The organism is Azospirillum lipoferum 4B (genome assembly GCF_000283655.1).
Lineage (GTDB): Bacteria > Pseudomonadota > Alphaproteobacteria > Azospirillales > Azospirillaceae > Azospirillum > Azospirillum lipoferum_C.
Genome location: NC_016624.1, coordinates 85,455 through 106,350, shown reverse-complemented (window position 1 = coordinate 106,350; position 20,896 = coordinate 85,455). Strand labels below are relative to the sequence as shown.

General features: G+C 68.5%; 13 protein-coding genes. 5 read left to right on the top strand and 8 right to left on the bottom strand.

The features are described 5' to 3' along the window. Positions 1-4: 4 nt before the first annotated feature. The 7 genes from uxuA to AZOLI_RS27560 all read right to left on the bottom strand — a co-directional run bounded on the left by uxuA (position 5) and on the right by AZOLI_RS27560 (position 7,977). A complete protein-coding gene (uxuA, locus tag AZOLI_RS27590) occupies positions 5-1,201 on the bottom strand; it encodes a mannonate dehydratase (RefSeq protein WP_014249945.1) in 1,197 nt (398 codons plus the stop codon). A gap of 44 nt (positions 1,202-1,245) precedes the next feature. After that, entirely contained in the window at positions 1,246-2,520 is a 1,275-nt protein-coding gene (locus AZOLI_RS27585; protein ID WP_014249944.1) for a TRAP transporter large permease, read from the bottom strand. Next, positions 2,520-3,023, bottom strand: coding sequence for a TRAP transporter small permease (locus AZOLI_RS27580; RefSeq protein ID WP_014249943.1), 504 nt, complete (start codon positions 3,021-3,023; stop codon positions 2,520-2,522). Before AZOLI_RS27580 ends, AZOLI_RS27585 begins: the two co-directional genes overlap by 1 nt. A 208-nt stretch (positions 3,024-3,231) precedes the next feature. Next, positions 3,232-4,269 (bottom strand): TRAP transporter substrate-binding protein, encoded by a 1,038-nt coding sequence (locus AZOLI_RS27575; RefSeq protein WP_014249942.1) that lies wholly within the window; start codon positions 4,267-4,269, stop codon positions 3,232-3,234. Between the two features lie 225 nt (positions 4,270-4,494). Further along, positions 4,495-5,523 carry a Zn-dependent oxidoreductase gene (locus AZOLI_RS27570; RefSeq protein WP_014249941.1) on the bottom strand — a complete coding sequence of 343 codons (1,029 nt, stop codon included), beginning with the start codon at positions 5,521-5,523 and terminating at the stop codon, positions 4,495-4,497. Between the two features lie 41 nt (positions 5,524-5,564). Next, positions 5,565-7,061 carry a mannitol dehydrogenase family protein gene (locus AZOLI_RS27565; protein WP_014249940.1) on the bottom strand — a complete coding sequence of 499 codons (1,497 nt, stop codon included), beginning with the start codon at positions 7,059-7,061 and terminating at the stop codon, positions 5,565-5,567. A gap of 157 nt (positions 7,062-7,218) precedes the next feature. Then, positions 7,219-7,977 carry a GntR family transcriptional regulator gene (locus AZOLI_RS27560; RefSeq protein WP_014249939.1) on the bottom strand — a complete coding sequence of 253 codons (759 nt, stop codon included), beginning with the start codon at positions 7,975-7,977 and terminating at the stop codon, positions 7,219-7,221. A 354-nt stretch (positions 7,978-8,331) separates the two neighbouring features. Here AZOLI_RS27560 and ppc point away from each other — a divergent pair, with 354 nt between their 5' ends. Then, a complete protein-coding gene (ppc, locus tag AZOLI_RS27555) occupies positions 8,332-11,103 on the top strand; it encodes a phosphoenolpyruvate carboxylase (RefSeq protein ID WP_014249937.1) in 2,772 nt (923 codons plus the stop codon). A 274-nt stretch (positions 11,104-11,377) separates the two neighbouring features. Then, positions 11,378-11,581, top strand: coding sequence for a hypothetical protein (locus tag AZOLI_RS27550; protein ID WP_014249936.1), 204 nt, complete (start codon positions 11,378-11,380; stop codon positions 11,579-11,581). A gap of 97 nt (positions 11,582-11,678) precedes the next feature. Here the strand turns inward: AZOLI_RS27550 and AZOLI_RS27545 are convergent, their stop codons facing one another. After that, positions 11,679-14,315 carry a methyl-accepting chemotaxis protein gene (locus tag AZOLI_RS27545; RefSeq protein WP_014249935.1) on the bottom strand — a complete coding sequence of 879 codons (2,637 nt, stop codon included), beginning with the start codon at positions 14,313-14,315 and terminating at the stop codon, positions 11,679-11,681. A gap of 340 nt (positions 14,316-14,655) precedes the next feature. Between AZOLI_RS27545 and AZOLI_RS27540 the strand changes: the two genes are divergently transcribed. From AZOLI_RS27540 to AZOLI_RS27530, 3 genes are read left to right on the top strand one after another with little or no spacing between them, the layout of a single operon-like run. Continuing rightward, positions 14,656-15,828: an FIST signal transduction protein gene (locus AZOLI_RS27540; RefSeq protein WP_014249934.1), complete on the top strand. Its 1,173-nt coding sequence runs from the start codon at positions 14,656-14,658 to the stop codon at positions 15,826-15,828. Between the two features lie 4 nt (positions 15,829-15,832). Then, on the top strand, positions 15,833-19,777 hold the full coding sequence (locus AZOLI_RS30595; RefSeq protein WP_014249933.1) for a PAS domain S-box protein: 3,945 nt from the start codon (positions 15,833-15,835) through the stop codon (positions 19,775-19,777). Then, positions 19,774-20,889, top strand: a complete 1,116-nt coding sequence (locus AZOLI_RS27530; RefSeq protein ID WP_014249932.1) for an HD-GYP domain-containing protein — start codon at positions 19,774-19,776, stop codon at positions 20,887-20,889. Before AZOLI_RS30595 ends, AZOLI_RS27530 begins: the two co-directional genes overlap by 4 nt. Positions 20,890-20,896: the final 7 nt, after the last annotated feature.

Here is a 20,896-nt window from a genome sequence, read left to right as displayed (position 1 = left end):
GTCCTCACACCGGCAGCTGCTTCATCGCCGCGACGGCGGTCATCACGCCGCGGATCTCGGCCAGACCGCGCAGGCGGCCGATCATCGGATAGCCGGGATGGGTCGGCTTGCCGATGTCGTCCAGCAGCTCGTGGCCATGGTCCGGGCGGAAGGGCAGGCGCCAGTTGTCGTTGCCGGCGTCCTGGCGGCGCTTCTGCTCCTCCAGCAGGGTGGTGACGACCGACACCATGTCGACGTCGCCGCCGAGATGATCGGCTTCCTCGAAGGACCCGTCCGGCTCCTTGGCGACGTTGCGCAGGTGGACGAAGTGGATGTCCTCGACGAAGCGCTTGGCCATCGCCGGCACGTCGTTGGTCTGGCCGGCGCCCAGCGAGCCGGTGCAGAAGGTCAGGCCGTTGTTGGGCGACTTCACCGCGTTGATCAGGTGGGCGAGGTCGTCCTCGGTGCTGACTACGCGGGGCAGGCCGAACAGCGGGCGGGGCGGGTCATCGGGGTGGATCGCCATGCGGATGCCGACCTCCTCCGCCGTCGGGATCACCTCGCGCAGGAAGCGGGCCAGCGTCTCGCGCAGACCGTCGGCGGTCATGCCGTTGAAGCGCGCGATCATCTTGCGCAGGCCGGGGATGTCGTAGCGGTCATAGGCGCCCGGCAGGCCGGCCATGATGTTCGACAGCAGCTTCGCCCGGTCGCTTTCCGACGAGCGGTCGAACCACTCCTTGGCCTTCGCGAGGACCTCCGGCGAATGGTCCTCCTCCGCACCCGGACGCTCCAGCATGTAGACGTCGAAGGCCGCATGCTCATGGGCGTTGAAGCGCAGCGAGGTGCCGCCGCCGGGCAGCGCCGCCGCCAGCTCCGTCCGCGTCCAGTCCAGCACCGGCATGAAGTTGTAGCAGATGGTGGTCACGCCGCAGGCGGCGAGGTTGCGCATCGACTGGCGGTAGTTGTCGAACAGCTCCGTCAGGTCGCCTTCGCCGATCTTGATCGCCTCGTGCACCGGCAAGCTTTCGGTGACGGTCCAGCTGAGGCCGAGTTCCTCGTCGGACTCGATCATCGCCTTGCGCTTCTGGATCTCCTCGACCGACCAGACGACGCCATAGGGGATGTGGTGCAGGGCAGTGACCACGCCGGTGGCGCCGGCTTGGCGGATGTGGTTCAGCTTGATGGCGTCTTCGGGGCCGAACCAGCGCCAGGACTGTTCCATGGCATCGAACTCCTTGGAAAGAGAGGGGCTTTGGAATTGGTGGGTCAGCGGAAAAGCAGGCTCGGCAGCCACAGCGACAGGGCCGGGATGTAGGAGACCAGCAACAGGATCACGATGTTGCAGAGCAGGAAGGGCCAGATCGCCTTGGTGATGGCACCGAGCGAGATCTTCGCGATGTTGGCGGCGACGAACAGGCAGACGCCGACCGGCGGGGTGGTCAGGCCGATCATCAGGTTCAGCACGGCGAAGGTGGCGAAATGGATCGGATCGATGCCGACCTGGGTCGCCACCGCCAGCAGCGGCGGGAACAGGATGATCAGCGCCGCGATCGTCTCCATGAAGGTGCCGACGAACAGCAGCAGGATATTGATCATCAGGATGATCAGGTACTTGTCGGTGGTCAGCGCCAGCATCGCGGCGGCGATGGCCTGCGGAATCTGCTCGCTGGTCAGGATCCAGCCGAAGACGTTGGCGAGGCCCACCAGCAGGATCAGCCCGCCCGACCCGATGGCGCTTTCCAGCAGGATCGCCGGCAGCTGGCGCAGGGTGAAGCCCTTGTAGACGAACAGGCCGATGACGAAGGCGTAGAGCGCCGCGACGATGGAGGCCTCGGTCGGGGTGAAATAGCCGCCGACGATGCCGAACAGGATGATCGCCGTCATCAGCAGCGCCCAGAAGGCGCCGCGGCTGGCGCGGAGCAGCGCGCCGAAGCCCTGCCAGGGCTCCTTGGGATAATTGCGCACCCGCGCCAGGATCCAGACCGTCAGCATCATGCCGATGCCGAGCAGCAGGCCCGGAATGGCGCCGGCCATGAACATCTTGCCGACCGACAGGCCGGTCAACGTGCCGACGATGATCATCGGCACGCTGGGCGGGATGATCGGTCCGACGGTGGAGGCGGCGGCGGTCACCGCGGCGGCGAAGGGTGCGTCGTAGCCGGACTTGCGCATCGCCGGGATCATCACCGCGCCGATGGAGGCGGTCTCCGCCACCGCGGTGCCGGAGATGCCGGCGAACACCATCGATCCCGTCACGTTGGCAAGGCCGAGGCCGCCGCGGATATGGCCGACCAGCCGGTTGCTGAACAGAACGATCTGGTCGGTGATGCCGCCGCCGTTCATCAGGTTGCCGGCCAGCACGAAGCCGGGGATGCAGAGCAGCACGAAGCTGTCCATGCCGGCATACATGAACTGCGGAACCACCGCGAGGTCGATGTCGCTGCCGACCAGATAAACGGCCGAGGCGCCGCCCAGCGCGATGCCGACCGGTGCGCCCAGGATCAGCAGGACGGCGAAGGTGAGGAACAGTGCGGTGACCATCAGACGGTTTCCCCATGGCTGGGCGGCGCGGCATCGCGTCCGAACCCGGCAAGGCGGGCGATGGAGAAGAAGGCGAGCGAGACCGGGATGATCAGCGTCACGACATAGACCCAGATCATCGGGACGTTGATGGAGCGCGCGCGCTCACCGATGCTGCCGACGACATAGTCCCAGGCGCCGGGGATGATGGCGACGGCGAAGACCAGGATCGCCACGTCGACCAGCCGGGCGACCGCCCATTGCGCCGGCTTGGGCAGCAGCAGAATGAACATGTCCACGTTCACCAGCTCGCCGCGCAGCAGCGCCAGACCGCAGGAGAAGGCGACGAGATGGACCAGCGCGAAGCGGGCCACCTCCTCCGTCCAGGCCGGGGACGGAAAGCCGGGAACGCGGCCCAGCACCTGGATGGTCACGACGATGATGAGGACGCCGATGGCCGCCAGGGTACCCCAACGGCAAAGGGCGGATACGGCCGACACCGCGGCGGCAAAGGCTGTGCGCATGGAGAAGGCTCTTGCGGTTGGGAGGAAGGATTACGCCCTCTCCCGCCCCGGAGGTTCTCCCTCTCCCCCCGGGGAGAGGGTCGGGGTGAGGGGGATGCACAAGGTGGATTCTCGGTAAAATCCCGCCACGCTCCCCCCTCACCCTAACCCTCTCCCCGGGGGGGAGAGGGGACACTCCCAAGGCGGGAGAGGGCAAGGGTGTGCCCCCTCACTTCACCGCGAGGATTTCGTCGTAGATCGGCTTGATCTCCGGCGACAGCGCCGCGACCACGGCGGCACGGCCCTTCTCGGCGAAGGCGGCCTTGTCGACCGTGACGAACTCCATGCCCTTGGCCTTCAGGTCGGCGGCCAGCTTGGCCTCGTCCTCGATGAACAGCTTGCGCTCTGCGGCCTGCGCCGCCTTGGCGGCTTCCATGATGGCGGTGCGCTGCTCCGCCGGCAGGCGGCCCATCCTTTTCGATCCGCCGACCAGATAGATCCAGCTGATGACGTGCTCCGTCTGGTTCACGTATTTCTGGACCTCGTAGAAGCTGGCCGACTTGATGAGGGCCAGCGGGTTCTCCTGCGCCTCGATGGTGTCGTTCTGCAGGCCGGTGAAGACCTCCGAGAAGGCCATCGGCGTCGGCTTGGCGCCCAGCCCCTGCCAGAAGGACACGAACAGCGGCACGTTCGGCACGCGCATCTTCAGGCCGTTCAGCTCGTCCGGCGACTTGATCGGGCGCTTGCTGGTCAGGTTGCGCGGGCCGCGGGCAAAATAGGTCAGCGGGATCAGCTGGGTCTTCTGCTCGATGGATTCGGCGATCTTGCGGCCCGGCTCGCCGGTGACGACCTTGTCGAGATGGTCGAGATCGCGGATGCCGTAGGGGACCGCCAGCAATGCTGCGGCCGGCGCCCAGTTCTGCAGGGATTCACCGGTGATGGTGAAGTCGATGGTGCCGAGCTGGATGCCCTTGATCAGGTCGGTTTCCTTGCCGAGCTGCTCGTTGGGGAACACCTTGACCTCGACCGCACCGTTGGTGCGCTTGGCGACTTCCTCGGCGAAGACCAGCGAGGCCTTGTGCCAGACATTCTCCTCATTGGCGAGGTGGCCCAGCTTCAGCGTCGTCTTGGCCTGGGCGCGGACGATGGCCGGCGCGGCGATGCCGCCCAGCAGCGTCGCACCGGCGGCGATGCCGGCGCCGAGACCGATGCTTTTGGCCAGCGTGCGGCGGGAAATCAGGCGGGAAATTGGGGTCTTGCTGTTCATCCTGGTGTTCCTCCGTTATGGGCGGATCCAGTCCGCCATTGTTTCACTGGCATTGTTTCACTGGTGGCCGCCGCTCGGCGGTCAGAGGCTGTGAGCCTTGCAGCCCCTTTTCCGGGCCGTCATCCCCGCGAAGGCGGGGATCCAGGCTTCGCCGGGATGCCCCCATTCGGAAGGACTGGATTCCCGCCTTCGCGGGAATGACGGCCGAAAAAAGCTCTCAAACCCTCAGCCTTCGAAGTCGAGCTGCACCTTGATCGTGCTCGACGGGTCGGTTTCGATCAGGGAGAAGGCGCTCGCCGCGTCGGCGATCGGGAAGACCTGGGTGATCATGGCGGCCGGCTGCAGCTTGCCGCTCTCCAGCCACTCGATCACCTGCGGCAGCAGGCGGCGGTTCAGGCGGGAACCGACCAGCGTCAGCTCCTTCTTCACGATTTCCTGCTGGCTGATGTTGCAGGGGCCGGGCGAGAAGCCCAGCAGGCCGATGCGCGCGGCCGGGCTGGCGAGGCGGCAGGCCTCCTCCAGCAGGGCCGGGACGCCGGCGCCGTCGATCACCACCGTGGGGCCGAGCCCGTCATTCTCGTCACGCACCGCATCGGGAACCGACACGCGCGAGGAATTGAGCACGACGTCGGCGCCGAACTCCTTCGCACGCTCCAGCCTCTTGTCGTCCAGGTCGGCGACGATGCAGCGGGCGCCGTGCAGCTTGGCGACCTGCACCACCGTCAGTCCGACCGTCCCGGCGCCATAGACCAGGAGCGTGTCGTCGGCGCCGATGCCGGTGCGCGACAGCACGTTCGCGGCGATGGACAGCGGCTCCGCCAGTGCGGCGATGGAGATGGGCAGGTCGGAACGCACCTTCACCGCATTGGCCGCCGGCACCACGACATGGTTGCGGAAACCGCCGTCGCGATGGACGCCGAATACCTCCAGATTGGCGCAGACATTGGTGCGCCCGGCCCGGCAGGCATAGCAGCGGCCGCAGGACACCACCGGGTCGACCACCACATGGTCGCCGGCCGCCACGTTGGTCACGCCGTCGCCGACCGCCTCGACCGTGCCGGCGAACTCGTGGCCGATGACGCGGGGATAGACGGCGAAGGGGTTGGAGCCGTGGTAGATGTGCAGGTCCGACCCGCAGATCCCGGCGCGCTGGACGCGGACCAGCACCTCGCCGGCCTTGACCGGCCCGGCATCCGGGGCGTTTTCGGGGCGAAGGGCCAGCACATGCGGCTTTTCGACGGTCAAGGCAACCACGGGAACACTCCCTGGAATAAGGTGATGCTTTGGAAGCGGGGTCAGGCGGTGGCGGCGACCACGGCGCGGGCACCCTCGGCGAACAGGCGCTTGAGCGCGGCGGTGACCGGTCCGGTGAAGCGCGGATCGCGCGGCAGATCCTCGCCGAACACCGCGGTCAGGCCGAACAGCGCCTCGGCCAGCCGGTCGGGGTTGCCGGCGGCGGATGCCGCGATCTCCGCCAGCTTGGATGCCAGCGGATCGCGCACGTCGATGGGCTGGCCCTTCTCGTCGATGCCCGCGACGTAGCGCATCCAGGCGGCGACGGCCAAGGCCAGCCGGTCGATGGGCTCCCCGGCGGCGAGGCGCTCGCGGATCGGGTTCAGCAGGCGCTGCGGCAGCTTCTGCGTGCCGTCCATGGCGATCTGCCAGGTGCGGTGGCGCAGCGCCGGATTGCGGAAGCGGGCGATCAGCGCGTCCTTGTAATGATCGAGGTCAGCACCGGGCGGCATATGCAGCGTCGGCCCCGTCTCGCGGTCCATCAGGTTGCGGACCAGCGTGGCGAAGGCGGGATCGGCCATCGTGTCCGACACCGTCTCGTAACCCGCCAGATAGCCGAGATAGGCGATGGTGGAGTGGCTGCCGTTCAGCAGCCGCAGCTTCATCGTCTCATAGGGATGGACGTCGGCGACCAGCTCGACCCCCACCTCTTCCCAGGCCGGGCGGCCGGCGGGGAAGCGGTCCTCCACCACCCACTGCGTGAAGGGCTCCGTCACCACCGGCCACGCATCCTGCATGCCGAGCGATTGGGACACGCGGGCGCGGTCGGCCTCGGTGGTGGCGGGCACGATGCGGTCGACCATGCTGTTCGGGCAGGCGACGCTTTCCCCGACCCAGGCGCCGAAGTCCGGATCGCGCAGTTCGGCGAAGCGGCGCAGGATGCGGGCCACCGTGTCGCCGTTGCTCGGCAGGTTGTCGCAGCTCAGCACGGTGAAGGGAGCCACCCCGGCGGCGCGGCGGTGGGCCAGCGCCTCGGCCAGGAAACCGATGGCGGTGCGGGGCTGGCCCGGATTGTCCAGGTCGTGGCGGATGTCGGGATGGTCCTCGTTCAGCGCGCCGGTCGCCGGATCGTGGCAATAGCCCTTCTCGGTCACCGTCAGGGTGACGATGCGCACCGACGGGCGGCACATCCGCTCCAGCACCGCCTGGGGATCCTCATGCGCCACCAGCAGTTCCAGCAGGCAGCCGATCACCCGCAGCCGCTCCCCCGCCGCATCGCGCACCGCGACGGTGTAGAGCCCATCCTGCGGTTCCAGCGCGTCGCGGGTATCGGGACTGCGCAGGCTGACGCCGGCAATGCCCCAGGGGCCGAACCGCTTTTCCAGCAAGGCGTCGGTGTAGGCGGCCTGATGGGCGCGCTGGAAAGCGCCGACGCCGAGATGGACGACCCCGAGTTCCAGCGCCCTGCGGTCATAGGCCGGCCGCTCCACCGTCGCCGGCAGGGTTGACAGGCCGGCGGCGCCGAGGCGGGGGAGGGGGGAGGATGCAGGGGATTGCATGTGAAACGGTTTCCTTCCCGGCGGAGCATTGGCGCGAGGCTTTGGCTCGCATTCTTGTATGGTAGAATGTCAAAGAGTGGGGGCGAGGGCAACCCGGATTGTTCGGCAATGGAATGATAAGGCGCTCTGATAAGGGGAGTGGCCGATGCTGCGCCGATCAGCGCAATCCGGCAACCTTAGAGCGGCCGGCAGACCGCGAGGAGGTCTTGGGGGCGGGTGGCGTCCCCCCATCCTCCAGCGTGAACAGGTCGGGGAACTTGCCTTCCAGTTCGGGCAGAGACGTCAGGATCTCGCGCAGATGCATGCCCATCGCCGCCTCGGCCTTGGCGGGATCGCGGGCGACGATGGCCTCCAGCACCGCCTGATGCTGCGAGATCAGCCGGCGGATCGGCGTGGCATAGGGCACGCTGAGGTAGCGGACGCGGTCCATCTGGGCCTTCGTCTCCTCCACGATGCGCCAGGCATATTCGCACTCCGCCCCGATGGCGATGGTGCGGTGGAAGGCCTCGTCCAGCTCCAGGAAGCGCACCGGCACCGCTTCGTCAGCGATGTCCCACTGGGCCTTCAGATTGTCGCGCAGTTCGGCGAGGCCGGCCGGCGTGATGGTCTCGCAAGCCTTGCGGACCACCGCGGTCTCCACCGCCTCGCGGACGAAGCGGGCGTCGAGCACCTGCTTGACCGAGATCTTGACGACGAAGGTGCCGCGCTGCGGCCGAATGGTCAGCAACCCGGACTCGCTCAGCTTGATGAAGGCCTCGCGCACCGGCTGGCGGCTGACGCCGAGCTGGTCGGCGATTTCCTGCTCGGACAGGGCTTGACCCGGGCGGAACTGCATCGTCACGATGGCTTGGCGCAGCACCCGGTACACGCGCCGCGCGATCGGCTCCCCGGAGTCCACGTCGATCTTGTTCAACATCGCTTTGCCATCCCGTCAGGCCGCCCTTCTCCCCACCTGCTTCGTCATACGGAGCATGGGCAGGGGGAAACAATCAGTGAAGCATACTACCATACTAGTTGGGAAGCAAGCCTTACACTGCGGGCCGCCCATATGCGACGTCGCATTTCACAGCGCTGCGACTTATGGAAATCATTTCGCACCAGCACACGGACGGTTGAAACTTCCGACAGAATGGGCATGCTGTCGCCGATGGTCTGACCACTTCGCGTGCAGGGGGTTGCTCCTGCCCGGGTTTTGATCATCCCGCTTCATGCATCCAGTGCTCGCGCATCGCCCCATATCCGTCCATCCTCGACCAGGAAACCGTCGCCCATGTCCGCCATCCTGCTGCAGGAAAGTTCCGAGACGAAGGACCAGCCGCTCCGCGAAGACATCCGCCTGCTGGGGCGCATCCTGGGCGACACCGTCCGCAGCCAGGAAGGGGAGGCGGTGTTCGACATCGTCGAGCGCATCCGCCAGACCTCCATCCGGTTCCACCGTGAAGAGGACCAGGGCGCCCGCAAGGAGCTGGAGGCGATCCTGAACAGCCTGTCGCCGCCGCAGACGGCGCGGGTGGTGCGGGCCTACAGCTTCTTCTCGCACCTCGCCAACATCGCCGAGGACCAGCACCACATCCGCCGCACCCGCGCCCATGCGCTCGCCGGGTCGTCGCCGCGCGACGGCACCATGGCCCATGCGCTGGACGAAGCGACGAAGGCCGGCATCACCACCCAGCAGCTGAAGGAGTTCTTCGACAGCGCGCTGGTCAGCCCGGTGCTGACCGCCCACCCGACCGAGGTGCAGCGCAAGAGCATCCTGACCGTGCAGATGGCGGTCGCCAAGCTGCTGGCGGAGCGCGACCACGGCCCGATGACGCCGGAGGAGGAGGAAACCAACCTCGAATCGCTCCAGCGCGCCGTGCTGACCTTGTGGCAGACCGCGATCCTGCGCGCCACCAAGCTGGCGGTGACGGACGAGGTGGCGAACGGCCTGACCTTCTACGACTACACCTTCCTGCGCGAGATGCCGCGCTTCTACGCCCAGCTGGAGGACCATCTGCGGCGGATGGATCCGTCCTGGGCGACGACGGAACTGCCGTCCTTCCTGCGCATGGGCAGCTGGATCGGCGGCGACCGCGACGGCAACCCCTTCGTCACCGCCCCCGTGCTGCGTCAGGCGATGCGGATGCAGAGCACCCGCGCCCTGCAATTCTATCTGGACGAACTGCACACGCTGGGGTCGGAGCTGTCGCTCAGCACCCGCGTCATCGACGTGTCGGAGCCGCTGCGCCAGCTGGCCGAACGCTCCCCCGACCCGTCGCCGCACCGCAAGCTGGAGCCGTACCGCCGCGCCATTTCCGGCATCTATGCGCGGGTCGCCGCGACGTTACGGACGCTGGACGGGCTGGAGGCGCCGCGCCATGCCGTCGGCGACGCGCCGCCCTACCTGACCCCGGCCGAGCTTCGCGCCGACCTGGACATCATCGACCGCTCGCTGACCGTCAACGGCTCGGCCGCGCTCGCCAAGGGCCGGCTGCGCCACCTGCGCCGGGCCGTCGACCTGTTCGGCTTCCATCTGGCCAGCATCGACCTGCGCCAGAACTCCGACGTGCATGAGCGGTCGGTGGCCGAACTGCTGTCCTTCGCCGACGCCGGGGTCGACTACACGTCGCTGTCGGAGGACGAGCGGATCGAGCTGCTGGTGCGCGAGTTGGAGACCAACCGGCCGCTCGCCTCCGGCTACGCCGACTATTCGGAGGAAACCAGCTCCGAACTGGACATCCTGCGCACCGCCGCCGATGCCCGCACCCGCTTCGGGTCGGATGCGGTGGTGAACTGCGTCATCTCCAAGACCGACGGCGTGTCGGACATCCTGGAGGTCGCCGTCCTGCTGAAGGAAGCCGGGCTGCTGCGGCCGAAGGACAAGGCGCTGGACCTGAACATCGCCCCGCTGTTCGAGACCATCGGTGACCTGCGCAACTGCGCCGCCACCATGGACCGGCTGCTGTCGATCCCGACATACCGGCGCTTCCTGGAAAGCCGCGGCAACCTGCAGGAGGTGATGCTCGGCTATTCGGACAGCAACAAGGACGGCGGATTCCTCACCTCCGGCTGGGAGCTGTACAAAGCCGAGATCGCGCTGGTCGAGGTGTTCGCCAAGCATGGCGTGCGGCTTCGCCTGTTCCACGGCCGCGGCGGCTCGGTCGGCCGCGGCGGTGGTCCCAGCTATCAGGCGATCCTGGCCCAGCCGGCCGGCGCGGTGCAGGGCGCCATCCGCATCACCGAGCAGGGCGAGGTCATCGCCGGGAAGTATTCCAACCCCGAGGTCGGCCGCCGCAACCTGGAAACGCTGGCGGCGGCGACGCTGGAAGCGACCCTGCTGCACCCGGAATCGGCGGAGCCCTGCACCGATGTGTTCCTCCAGACCATGGAAGAGCTGTCGGAGCATGCCTTCAAGGCCTATCGCGGGCTGGTCTACGAGACCGAGGGTTTCGAGAAGTATTTCTGGGAATCGACGGTGATCGGCGAGATCGCCAACCTCAACATCGGCAGCCGTCCGGCCTCGCGCAAGAAGTCGACCAGCATCGAGGATCTGCGCGCCATTCCCTGGGTGTTCAGCTGGGCGCAATGCCGCCTGATGCTGCCGGGCTGGTACGGTTTCGGCTCGGCGGTGAAGGCCTATCTGGCCGAGCATCCGGACGGGATGGAGCGGCTGCGCGCCATGCATCGCGACTGGGGCTTCTTCCGCACGCTGCTGTCCAACATGGACATGGTGCTGTCCAAGTCGAACATCGCCATCGCGTCCCGCTATGCCGGGCTGGTGTCCGACCCGGAGCTTCGCGACGCCATCTTCTCCCGCATCCGGGCGGAGTGGCAGGACTGCATCGAGGTTCTGCTGGCGATCACCGAGCAGTCGGCCCTGCTGGAAAAGAACCCGCTGCTGGCGCGGTCGATCCGCAACCGCTTCCCCTATCTGGACCCGCTCAACCACGTCCAGGTCGAGTTGCTGAAGCGTCACCGCACAAGCGACAGCGGGGAACAGATCGCCCGCGGCATCCATCTGACCATCAACGGCATCGCCGCCGGATTGCGCAACAGCGGCTGATCGGCCGGCATTTTCCCAGCGGCAGGACGCTTCGAAACGAGCCCCTCTTCCCCCATGGAAGAGGGGCTCGTTTCGTTTGTGAGCAGATGCGAATCAATTTGGTCAGCAATCTTTCCCTGCTCTTGTGCAGCGCCGTTCAAGTCTTCGCCGCTGCAAAATGACGCAGGCGAATTCGAATGGCTGGGCCGCAAAAAGTCATGGGTTCTTTCAAAAATCCGAATTGAAGGCAGACGAATAGTTTGATAGCTGTCGCCGCCTCACCAGGAGGATTGGTATGACCATTCAGTCGCAACAACAGCAGATGGCCCAGCCGGACGAGGTTCGGAGTCAAGGGACGGCCGGCGCCGCCGGCAGCCAGCAGGGCGCCACCGCCACGATGCAGGAAGAGCATGCCTTCTGGGGCGGTGCCTGCGGCGCCGGGGCCGGGGCCGCGATCCTGTGGCAGCCGATCACCGTCCAGGGAAGCCGTCGGCGGTGACCGGTTCCGGCTTGGTTGAAATCCTGGTTCCACCCCGCCGCTGCGCCTTGCGCAGGACGGGGTGGAACCAGCCGGTTTTCCGCCCTCTTTGGTTTCTTCAGCCCGCCCGCATCCGGTTGACCAGGCTGTCGACCTGCGAGCCCAGCGACCGCACCTCGTCCGCCACGGTGGAGGACGCCGTCAGCACGCGGGTGGCGGATTCGCCCGATTCCGCGGCGGCCCGGGCCACGGAATCGATGTTGCGGCGGACATGCTGGGTGCCGTCGGCGGCCTCGCCGACATTGCGGGCGATCTCGCGGGTGGCCGCACTCTGCTGCTCGACCGCCGCCGCGACGGTGGCGGCGATCTCGTTGATCTCGCGGATGGTGCCGGCGATGGAGCGGATGGCGTCCACCGCATCCTGGGTCACCGACTGCATCGCCTGAATCTGGCTGGAGATCTCCTCGGTTGCCTTGCCGGTCTGGTTGGCGAGGCTCTTCACCTCCGAGGCCACCACCGCGAAGCCCTTGCCGGCCTCGCCCGCGCGCGCCGCCTCGATGGTGGCATTCAAGGCCAGCAGGTTGGTCTGGCTGGCGATGTCGTTGATCAGCTGTACCACCTCGCCGATCTTGTTGGCGGACTGCGACAGCCCCTCCACCGTGCGGTCGGTGCGTTCGGCCTCGCTGGCCGCCTTGCGGGCGATCTGGCTGGAGGCGTGGACCTGGCTGCCGATCTCCTGGATCGAGGCCGACAGCTCCTCCGTCGCGGCGGCGACCGCCTTGACGCTGCCTTCGGCCTGCTGGGAGGTGCTGGCGGCGGTCGCGGCCTCGCCGGTGGTGGCCTCGGCGTTGCGGCTCATGCGCTGGGCCATGTCCTGCATCTCGCCGGCCGCGCGGGCGACGCGGTCAAGCACGCCGCGCACGCTGCTTTCGAAACTCTCCGCCATCTCGACCATCGCCCGGCGGCGCTCCCCGGCGGCCCGGCTGCGTTCGGTCTCGGCACGGGCGTTGGCCGCATTGGCCTCGTTGGCGGTGTCGCGGAAGACCATCAGCGCGCGGGTCATGTCGCCGATCTCGTCGGAGCCGGCCGCGGGGATCGGGGCGTTGAGGTTGCCGGCGGCGATCGCCCGCATGGCATCGGACAGGGCGCTGAGCCGGGCGACGATGTTGCGGCCGACCACGAACCAGGCCAGCGCCGCGGCGCCGGCGAGGCTGGCGGCGGCGAACAGGATCAGCATCATGCGACCGGCGGACAGCGCATCGGTGGCGCCGGCGGCGGCGGAATCCGCCTCCTGCTTCATGGCCGCGATCTGCTCGTCGACCATGCCGGCGAACTGCCGGGCGATCAGCCGGTTCTCCGCCAGCACCTTCTCGTTCTCGGCGGCCGCATCAAGTTCGGAACGGCGCAACTTGAACAGGCTGTTCTCCCCCTTGCCGAAGCCGGCCAGGACCTCCGCACTCTTGACCAGCTTCGGCAGGCCGTCGTCGCCCGCCTTCTCCAACGCCTTCAGCCGCTCCTCCATCGCCTTGGCGGCGGCGGCATAGCGGGTCTCCAACATCGCCAGCCGGTCGGTGCTGGGTGCCTGCGCCGCCTCGTTCAGCGCGCCGACGGTGGCGGCGGCATAGGTCGACAGCTCGAGATATGTGCGGAAACGGGCCAGCCCGTCGCCCAGCAGATCCTGCATGGAATCGCGGGTCTGCGAGCGGACGTTGACGCTGGACAGCTTGATCTCGGCCTTCAACCGCATCAGCGGCGGTTCCATCTGCTCCAGCAGGGCGGCCTGACGGCGGGCGGCGTCGGTCAGGATGTCGGCCACCTTCTGGCGCAGCCCGTCGCGCTCCGCGCTGCCGGCCGGCAGTTCCAGGGCCTTGCGGCGCAAGTCGAAGACACCGGTGGCGCCGTCGCCCAGCAGGAAGAAGGCGTCCAGCCCGTCGGAGGTCTCCTTGCTCAGCCGACTGCCGATCTGCGCGGTTGCGCTGACCATGCGGGCGGCGGCTTCCAGATAGGCCTGCTGGTGCTGGACGACGGCGAAGGCGGTCTCGGCGCTGCCGGCACGGGTCAGCGCTTCCGACGAGACGCTCAGGTCGCCGCGGACCTCATACATGGTGATCAGCGAACGGACGGCGTCGCCCAGTGCGTTCATGTCGCGTTCGGTGCTGCTGTCCAGCGTCTCACCCTTGTCGCGCAGGGTGGCGCCCGCCCGGTCGGTCAGCGGGGCGAGGCTGGCGAGGAAGGCGTCGTAGGACTTGCCCAACTCGACCGACATCGTCTCGCGCGTGCCGCGGACGGACAGGCGCAGAGTGGCGGCGGCGTTGCCGCGCTCCAGCGTGGCGATCAGCCCCTGGGTCTTGCCGCGCAGCTCGGCGATCCGCGGGTCGCCGGCGCGGCGGGTCGCCAGTTCCTCCACCAGGGCGCCCAGCGCCTTGCCGTTGCCCATGATCTCGCCATAGATGCGCTCGCGCTCGCCCTGGCTTTCGGCGGCGGCGAGCACCGGGGCGGCGGCGGCGATGCCGCTGCTTTCGCCGGACAGGCGCTTGGCCAACTCCATTTCCGGCAGCCCGGTGCCGACGATCCGCGTCAGCGGCGCCTCCACCGCGGAGAAGGAGGTCAGCCCGACGATGCTGGCGGCGACCGTCATGCCGGCCATGCCGGCGAAGGCGAGCAGAAGTTTGCCGCGGACACCCAGGCGGCGGGCGCGTGACTCGCCGTTTCTGCGGTCGGGCATCATGGTGTCGTCGCGGACATCGATCGTCATGTTTCGTCCTGCTCCCCCGGAATGAAGTGGCTGCCCGGGCTTGGCGCCCGTCTTGTTCGTTACTGCCCCTGCCGCCGCCGGCCCTCCGCTTGCGCGAGTTGATCCGGACCTGCACTGCTTGGGACACCAACCATACTGCAGTGTGGTTGACAGATCCTTACGGGGGAACTCTCATTTTCTGCCATCCATGGGCATAGACGCCTTCGGCGGTACGCTGACGGACCGGCGCCCCGACATGCGTCATTATGACCATCCGCCTGGGACGAACGTTATAGAGGCTCTCCTCCCCCGCAACCGCCGTGTTAGTTTGGCGCGTGAGACATCGGCAATGGGGAGACGCATGCGGGTCTGGCAGACGGTGTTCGTACCCTCGGCGGCGGAGGGCTCCCCGCAGCCCGTACAGCAACAGGCCGATCTGGTGCTGGTCTTCGGCTCCATCGCCCATTTCGACGCGCCGGGTTTCGCGACGAGGCTCGCCGAGGCCTTCCCCGGTGCCGTGCTGGCCGGATGCAGCACCGCGGGCGAGATCGTCGGCGACGGCGTGCTCGACGAGTCCTGCACGGTCACTGCCATCCGCTTCGACCGGGGCTCCGTCGCCGCGGCAGAGGCCGGCATCGCGGCCATCGACGACAGCCAGCCGGCGGGGGAGGCGTTGGGAGAGGCGCTTGCCGCCCGGCCGGGGCTGTCGGGGGTGCTGCTGTTCGCCCGCGGCGTGGCGGTGAACGGCAGCGCGCTGATCGATGGGCTGGTGTCGCGCCTGCCGGCCGGGGTGCCGGTGTCCGGCGGGCTGGCCGGCGACGGCGGCGCCTTCCTCCGTACGCTGGTGCTGTCGCCATCCGGCGTGTCGGACGCCCGTGCGGTCGCGGTCGGCCTCTATGGAGACGGGCCGCATCTCGGCCTCGGCTCCGTCGGCGGATGGGAGCCGTTCGGGCCGGCGCGCAAGGTGACGCAGGCCGTCGGCAACCTGCTGCTGCAGCTGGACGGGGAGCCGGCGCTGAACGTCTACAAGCGCTATCTCGGCGACTATGCCCGCGACCTGCCGGCGTCGGGGCTGCTCTTCCCGTTCGAGCTTCTGAATGGAAACCATGACTCGGTCGGGCTGATCCGCACCATCCTGGGCATCGACGAGGAGGCGGGCGGCCTGATCCTGGCCGGCACGGTGGAGGAGGGCTTCTATCTCCGGCTGATGCATGCCAGCACGGACGGGCTGGTCGACGGGGCGGAGCAGGCCGGCGCCCTCGCCGCCGCCAGCACGGTGTCGGACGCCGGGAAGGCGGGCGCCGGAAAGGCCGCCGAGGGCGACAGGCTTGCCCTGCTGATCAGCTGTGTCGGACGCAAGCTGGTGCTGGGCGACCGGGTGGAGGAGGAGGTGCAGGCGGTGGCCGACCGGCTGGGGGCCGGCACCCTGCTGACCGGCTTCTACTCCTATGGCGAGATCGGGCCGATGCGCGATCTGGTCGATTGCCGGCTGCACAACCAGACGATGACGGTCGCCTTGCTGACGGAACGCTGAGCGCATGCACCGTCTGCTGCAAAGCCAGTTCAAGCGCGTACTGGGCCTGCAAAGCGCGGAAGCGGCGGAGTCCGTCCTGGCGGAGCTGAGGGCGCTTGCCGGCCAAGCCGGCCTGTCGCCGGAGGCGGCGCGGATGCTGGACAGTCTGCCGGCCCTGTTCGGCCGCATCGGCCAGAGCTACGAGCAGGCCGACCGCGACCTGACCCTGCGGGCGCGCAGCCTTCAATTGAGTTCCGAGGAACTGGCGGACGCCAACGAGCGGTTGCGGCGGGAGGCGGCGGCCCAGGCCCATGCGATCCGCCGCCTGCGCGGCGTCGCCAACAGCCTGCTGCGCGCCGACGGCCGCCCCGAGCTGCCGGATTCCGCCGACAGCAGTCCGACCGACAGCCTGGAGCGGTTGAGCCAGCTGATGGCAGGGCTGGTGGAGGAACGCTCCGCCGCCCAACGGGCGCTGGAACAGCAGAAATTCGCGCTTGACCAGCACGCCATCGTCAGCATCACCGACAACCGCGGCGTCATCACCTACGCCAACGACAAGTTCTGCCAGATCAGCGGCTTCTCCCGCGACGAGCTTTTGGGCCGTTCGCACCGCATCGTGAACTCGGGCCGCCACCCCTCCGGCTTCTTCGCGGAGATGTGGCACACCATCATGGACGGACAGGTCTGGCACGGCGAGATCTGCAACCGGACCAAGGCCGGCGACGACTATTGGGTGGCCGCCACCATCGTGCCGCAGCTGACCGCCGACGGGCAGCCGCACCAGTACATCGCAATCCGCACCGACATCACCGAACGCAAGCGGATGGAGGCGGAGCTGGAGGACAGCCGCCGTTTCCTGCAAAGCATCACCGACAGCATGGGCGAGGGCGTCTTCTCGCTGGACCGCAACGGCTTCTGCACCTTCCTGAATCCGGAAGCGGAACGGCTGCTCGGCTGGTCGCTGGAGGATCTGCGCGGCATCCCCCTGCACGACGCCGTCCATTACAAGGACCGGCAGGGGAACCCGGTCGCCCGGGAAAATTGCGCCGTCCTGAACAGCGTCCGCCGCGGCGAAGCCTACCGCTCGGAGACCGATCATTTCGTCCGGCGCGACGGCACCGTCTTCCCCATCGCCATCACCACCGTACCGCTGCGCGAGGAGGGGCGCATCGTCGGTTCGGTCACCGTCTTCCAGGACATCACCGAACGCCAGCGCATGCTGACCGCCCTGCAGGAAAGCGAGGAGCGGCTGACCGTGGCGCTGGACGCCTCCAACACCGGGCTGTGGGATTGGAACCCGGTGACCGACCACGCCTATTACTCCGACCGCTGGCTCGGCATGCTGGGCTACGCACCCGGGGAGCTGCCGCCCTGCGGCGCCACCTGGCTGGGACTGCTGCACGAGGACGACCGGGACCGGGTTCTCGCCATGCTGGAGGAGCATGTCGCCGGCCGCCTCGCGGTCTACGAGGTCGAGTTCCGCATGCGCCACAAGTCCGGCGCCTGGGTCTGGATCCTGTCGGCCGGCAAGGTGACGGAGCGCGACGCGGCGGGCCGGCCCACCCGCATCACCGGCATCCACAAGGACGTGACCGACCGCAAGCGCACCGAGGACGAGCTGGCGCGCGCCAAGGAGGAGGCCGACCGCGCCAACCGGCAGAAGAGCGATTTCCTGGCCAACATGAGCCACGAGATCCGCACGCCGATGAATGCGGTGATCGGTCTCAGCCACCTGATGATGAAGACCGACCTGACGCCGCGGCAGCGCGATTACCTGGACAAGATCCACGCATCCTCGCGCAGCCTGCTCGGCATCATCAACGACATCCTCGACTTCTCCAAGGTGGAAGCCGGCAAGCTGACCATCGAGGCGATCCCCTTCCATGTCGGCGACGTCCTGCAGGAGGTGGCGACCGTCGTCCTGCCCAAGCTGCGGGAAAAGGGGCTGGAGCTGATCGTCGACCTGAACGGCGACGTGCCGGGCACGCTGGTGGGCGATCCGCTGCGGCTGGGGCAGGTGATCCTGAACCTCGTCTCCAACGCGGTGAAGTTCACGGAGCGGGGCGAGGTGGTGGTGACGGTGGGCGGCCGCATCGGCACCGCCGACGATTACCGGCTGGAGGTGGAGGTCTGCGACACCGGCATCGGCATGTCGCCCGAACAGACGGCGGCGCTTTTCCGCCCCTTCACCCAGGCCGACACCTCCACCACGCGGCGCTTCGGCGGCACCGGGCTGGGGCTGGCGATCTGCCGGCAGCTGGTGGAGCTGATGGGCGGCGCCGTGTCGGTGGAAAGCCGGCCGGGGGAAGGCAGCATCTTCCGCTTCTCCATCCGCTGCCGGGTCGCGGCCGGCGACACCGCCGACGACCGGCTGCCGCGTCACCTGATGGACCGGCGGGTGCTGGTGGTCGACGACAGCGACGCCGTGCGCTCCATCCTGACCGACATGCTGGAGCGCTTCGGCCTGACCGTGGAAGCGGTGGCCGACGGCCTGTCGGCGCTGCGGCGGCTGGAGGAGGGGCAGGCCGGCAGCCAGCCGCCGGTGGAGCTGGTGGTGCTGGACTGGCGCATGCCCGACCTCGACGGGGTGGAGACCCTGCGCCGCCTGCGCGCGCTGCCGGGCGCCCAGCCGCCGGTGGTGATGACCACGGCCTATGGCGCCGATGGGGTGCAGGGAGCGCTGGATGGGGCGCTCGACGGTATGGCCGGCCCCGCCGGACCGGTCACCGCCGTGCTGGAAAAGCCGGTGACGCCATCGGCCATGTTCGATTCGGTGATGATGGCGCTCGGCGGCGCCGGTCCCCGCATGGCGGACGCCGTCCGCCGAATCCACGATCCGGCCCAGTCGACGGAGCTGTCGGCGCTGGTCGGGCGCACCGTCCTGCTGGTGGAGGACAATCTGGTCAACCAGCAGGTCGCCTGCGGCCTTCTGGAGCTGGTCGGCATCGAGGCGATGGTGGTCGGCAGCGGCGAAGAGGCCTTGCAATGCCTGCGCGAGGTCAAGTTCGACCTCGTGCTGATGGACGTGCAGATGCCGGGGCTGGACGGCTACGAGACGACCCGGCTGATCCGGCGCGACCTGGAGCTGTCGAGCCTGCCGATCGTCGCCATGACCGCGCATGCCATGGCCGGTGACCGCGAGCGCTGCCTGGACGCCGGCATGAACGACCATGTCTCCAAACCGATCGACCCGGAGGCGCTCTATGCGGCCCTCGCCCGCTGGTTGAAGCCGGTGCGCGGGCTGGGGAACGGATTGGGGGGCGGCACGTCGCCCGGAACGGCGGCGGCGCCGGTGGTGGCAGCCGTCTCGGCCGCACCGGCGCTGCCGGAAAACCTGCCGGCACTCGACCTTGCCGTCGCCCGCCGCAACGTGAACGGCAACCTCGCCCTGCTGCGCCGCATCCTGATCGACTTCGCCGCCACCCATGCCGGGGAGGCGGCGCGCCTGACCGCCGCGGCGCGGGAGGAGCGATGGAAGGATTTGCTCCGCCTGTCCCATACGCTGAAAGGCACCGCCGCCACCATCGGTGCCATGGACCTGTCGGCCCTGGCCGGCGCGGTGGAGCGGGGGGCGATGACCTCTCCGCCCATGCTGGAGGACGGCATCCTCGACCGGCTGGCCGAGGCGCTTGCGCTGGTGGTGGAGGGAATCGGCACCCTCGGCCGTCCGGCGGGGGAGGCGGCAACCACCGCCGAGACACCGGCGATGCAGCTGTCCGCCACACTGCCGCGCGATACGCTGCTGGCGGCGCAGTCCCTCGCCGACCAGCTGGGCGGCCTGCTGATCGCCGGCGATCCGGAGGCCGGCGACATGGCCGACGGGCTGGCCCGCCTGCTGGCCGGCAGCCCGGCCGCCGCCGCGGCCGACCGGGTGAACCGCCATGCCGGCGCCTTCGACTTCGAGGATGCCGCCGCCGCCCTTGCCGAGCTGCGCGACCGGCTTCGTGACCTGAAAGAGACCGCGACATGACCATGCCGCCTCCCAACAGCGACAAGCCGCGGATCCTGATCGTCGACGACGAGCCGATCAACCTCAAGGTCATGGCCGACCTGTTGCGCGACAGCTATGGGCTGATCGTGGCGAAGGATGGGCCGCAGGCGCTCGCCCGGCTGGCCGGCGACCCGCTGCCGGACCTGATCCTGCTCGACGTGATGATGCCGGGCATGGACGGGGTGGAGGTGTGCAGACGGCTGAAGGAGGATGCCCGCACCCGTGACCTGCCGGTGATCTTCATCACCGCGATGGGACAGGTCCATGACGAGACCCGCGGATTCGCGGTGGGCGCCGTCGACTACATCACCAAGCCGATCTCCCCGCCGGTGGTGCTGGCGCGGGTCCGCACCCACATCGCCCTGCGCGAGGCTCGCCGTGCGCTCGCCCTCCAGAACCGGCAACTGGAAGACCGGGTGGCGGAGCGCACGCGCGACCTGCTGCGCGCCCAGGACGCCACCATCCGCGCCATGGCCTCGCTCGCCGAGACCCGCGACAACGAGACCGGCAACCACATCCGCCGCACCCAGAACTATGTCCTGGCGCTCGCCCTCCATCTCAGACGCGACCCGCGCTATGCCGGCCGGCTGGACGAGGAAACCATCGAACTTCTGTACAAGTCGGCGCCGCTGCACGATGTCGGCAAGGTCGGCATCCCGGATTCGATCCTGCTGAAGCCGGGGAAGCTGACCGACGACGAGTTCCACATCATGAAGACCCACGCCGCGCTGGGCCACGACGCCATCTTCGCCGCCGAAGGGCAGGCGGATATGGCTGCCGGCGAAAGCTCTTTCCTGCGCATCGCGCGGGAGATCGCCCACGGCCACCACGAACGCTGGGACGGCACCGGCTATCCGCAGGGGCTGGCGGGGGAGGCGATCCCGCTGTCGGCCCGCCTGATGGCGGTGGCCGACGTCTACGACGCCCTGATCAGCCGGCGCTGCTACAAGCCGCCCTTCCCGCACGAGAAAGCGGCGGCGATCATCCGCGAGGGCAGCGGCAGCCATTTCGACCCCGCCGTCGTCGCCGCCTTCACCGCGTTGGAGGACGAGTTCAAGGACATCGCCGACCGTTACAGCGACGAGGAGTGAGCTGTCC

Bases quoted from the DNA above. Each gene is read 5' to 3' on its own strand.
- AZOLI_RS27580 (WP_014249943.1), bottom strand. From the start codon at position 3,023: ATGCGCACAGCCTTTGCCGCCGCGGTGTCGGCCGTATCCGCCCTTTGC.
- AZOLI_RS27585 (WP_014249944.1), bottom strand. From the start codon at position 2,520: ATGGTCACCGCACTGTTCCTCACCTTCGCCGTCCTGCTGATCCTGGGC.
- AZOLI_RS27530 (WP_014249932.1), top strand. From the start codon at position 19,774: ATGACCATGCCGCCTCCCAACAGCGACAAGCCGCGGATCCTGATCGTC.
- uxuA (WP_014249945.1), bottom strand. From the start codon at position 1,201: ATGGAACAGTCCTGGCGCTGGTTCGGCCCCGAAGACGCCATCAAGCTG.
- AZOLI_RS27565 (WP_014249940.1), bottom strand. From the start codon at position 7,061: ATGCAATCCCCTGCATCCTCCCCCCTCCCCCGCCTCGGCGCCGCCGGC.
- AZOLI_RS27560 (WP_014249939.1), bottom strand. From the start codon at position 7,977: ATGTTGAACAAGATCGACGTGGACTCCGGGGAGCCGATCGCGCGGCGC.
- AZOLI_RS27540 (WP_014249934.1), top strand. From the start codon at position 14,656: ATGCGGGTCTGGCAGACGGTGTTCGTACCCTCGGCGGCGGAGGGCTCC.
- AZOLI_RS27550 (WP_014249936.1), top strand. From the start codon at position 11,378: ATGACCATTCAGTCGCAACAACAGCAGATGGCCCAGCCGGACGAGGTT.
- AZOLI_RS27575 (WP_014249942.1), bottom strand. From the start codon at position 4,269: ATGAACAGCAAGACCCCAATTTCCCGCCTGATTTCCCGCCGCACGCTG.
- ppc (WP_014249937.1), top strand. From the start codon at position 8,332: ATGTCCGCCATCCTGCTGCAGGAAAGTTCCGAGACGAAGGACCAGCCG.
- AZOLI_RS30595 (WP_014249933.1), top strand. From the start codon at position 15,833: ATGCACCGTCTGCTGCAAAGCCAGTTCAAGCGCGTACTGGGCCTGCAA.
- AZOLI_RS27545 (WP_014249935.1), bottom strand. From the start codon at position 14,315: ATGACGATCGATGTCCGCGACGACACCATGATGCCCGACCGCAGAAAC.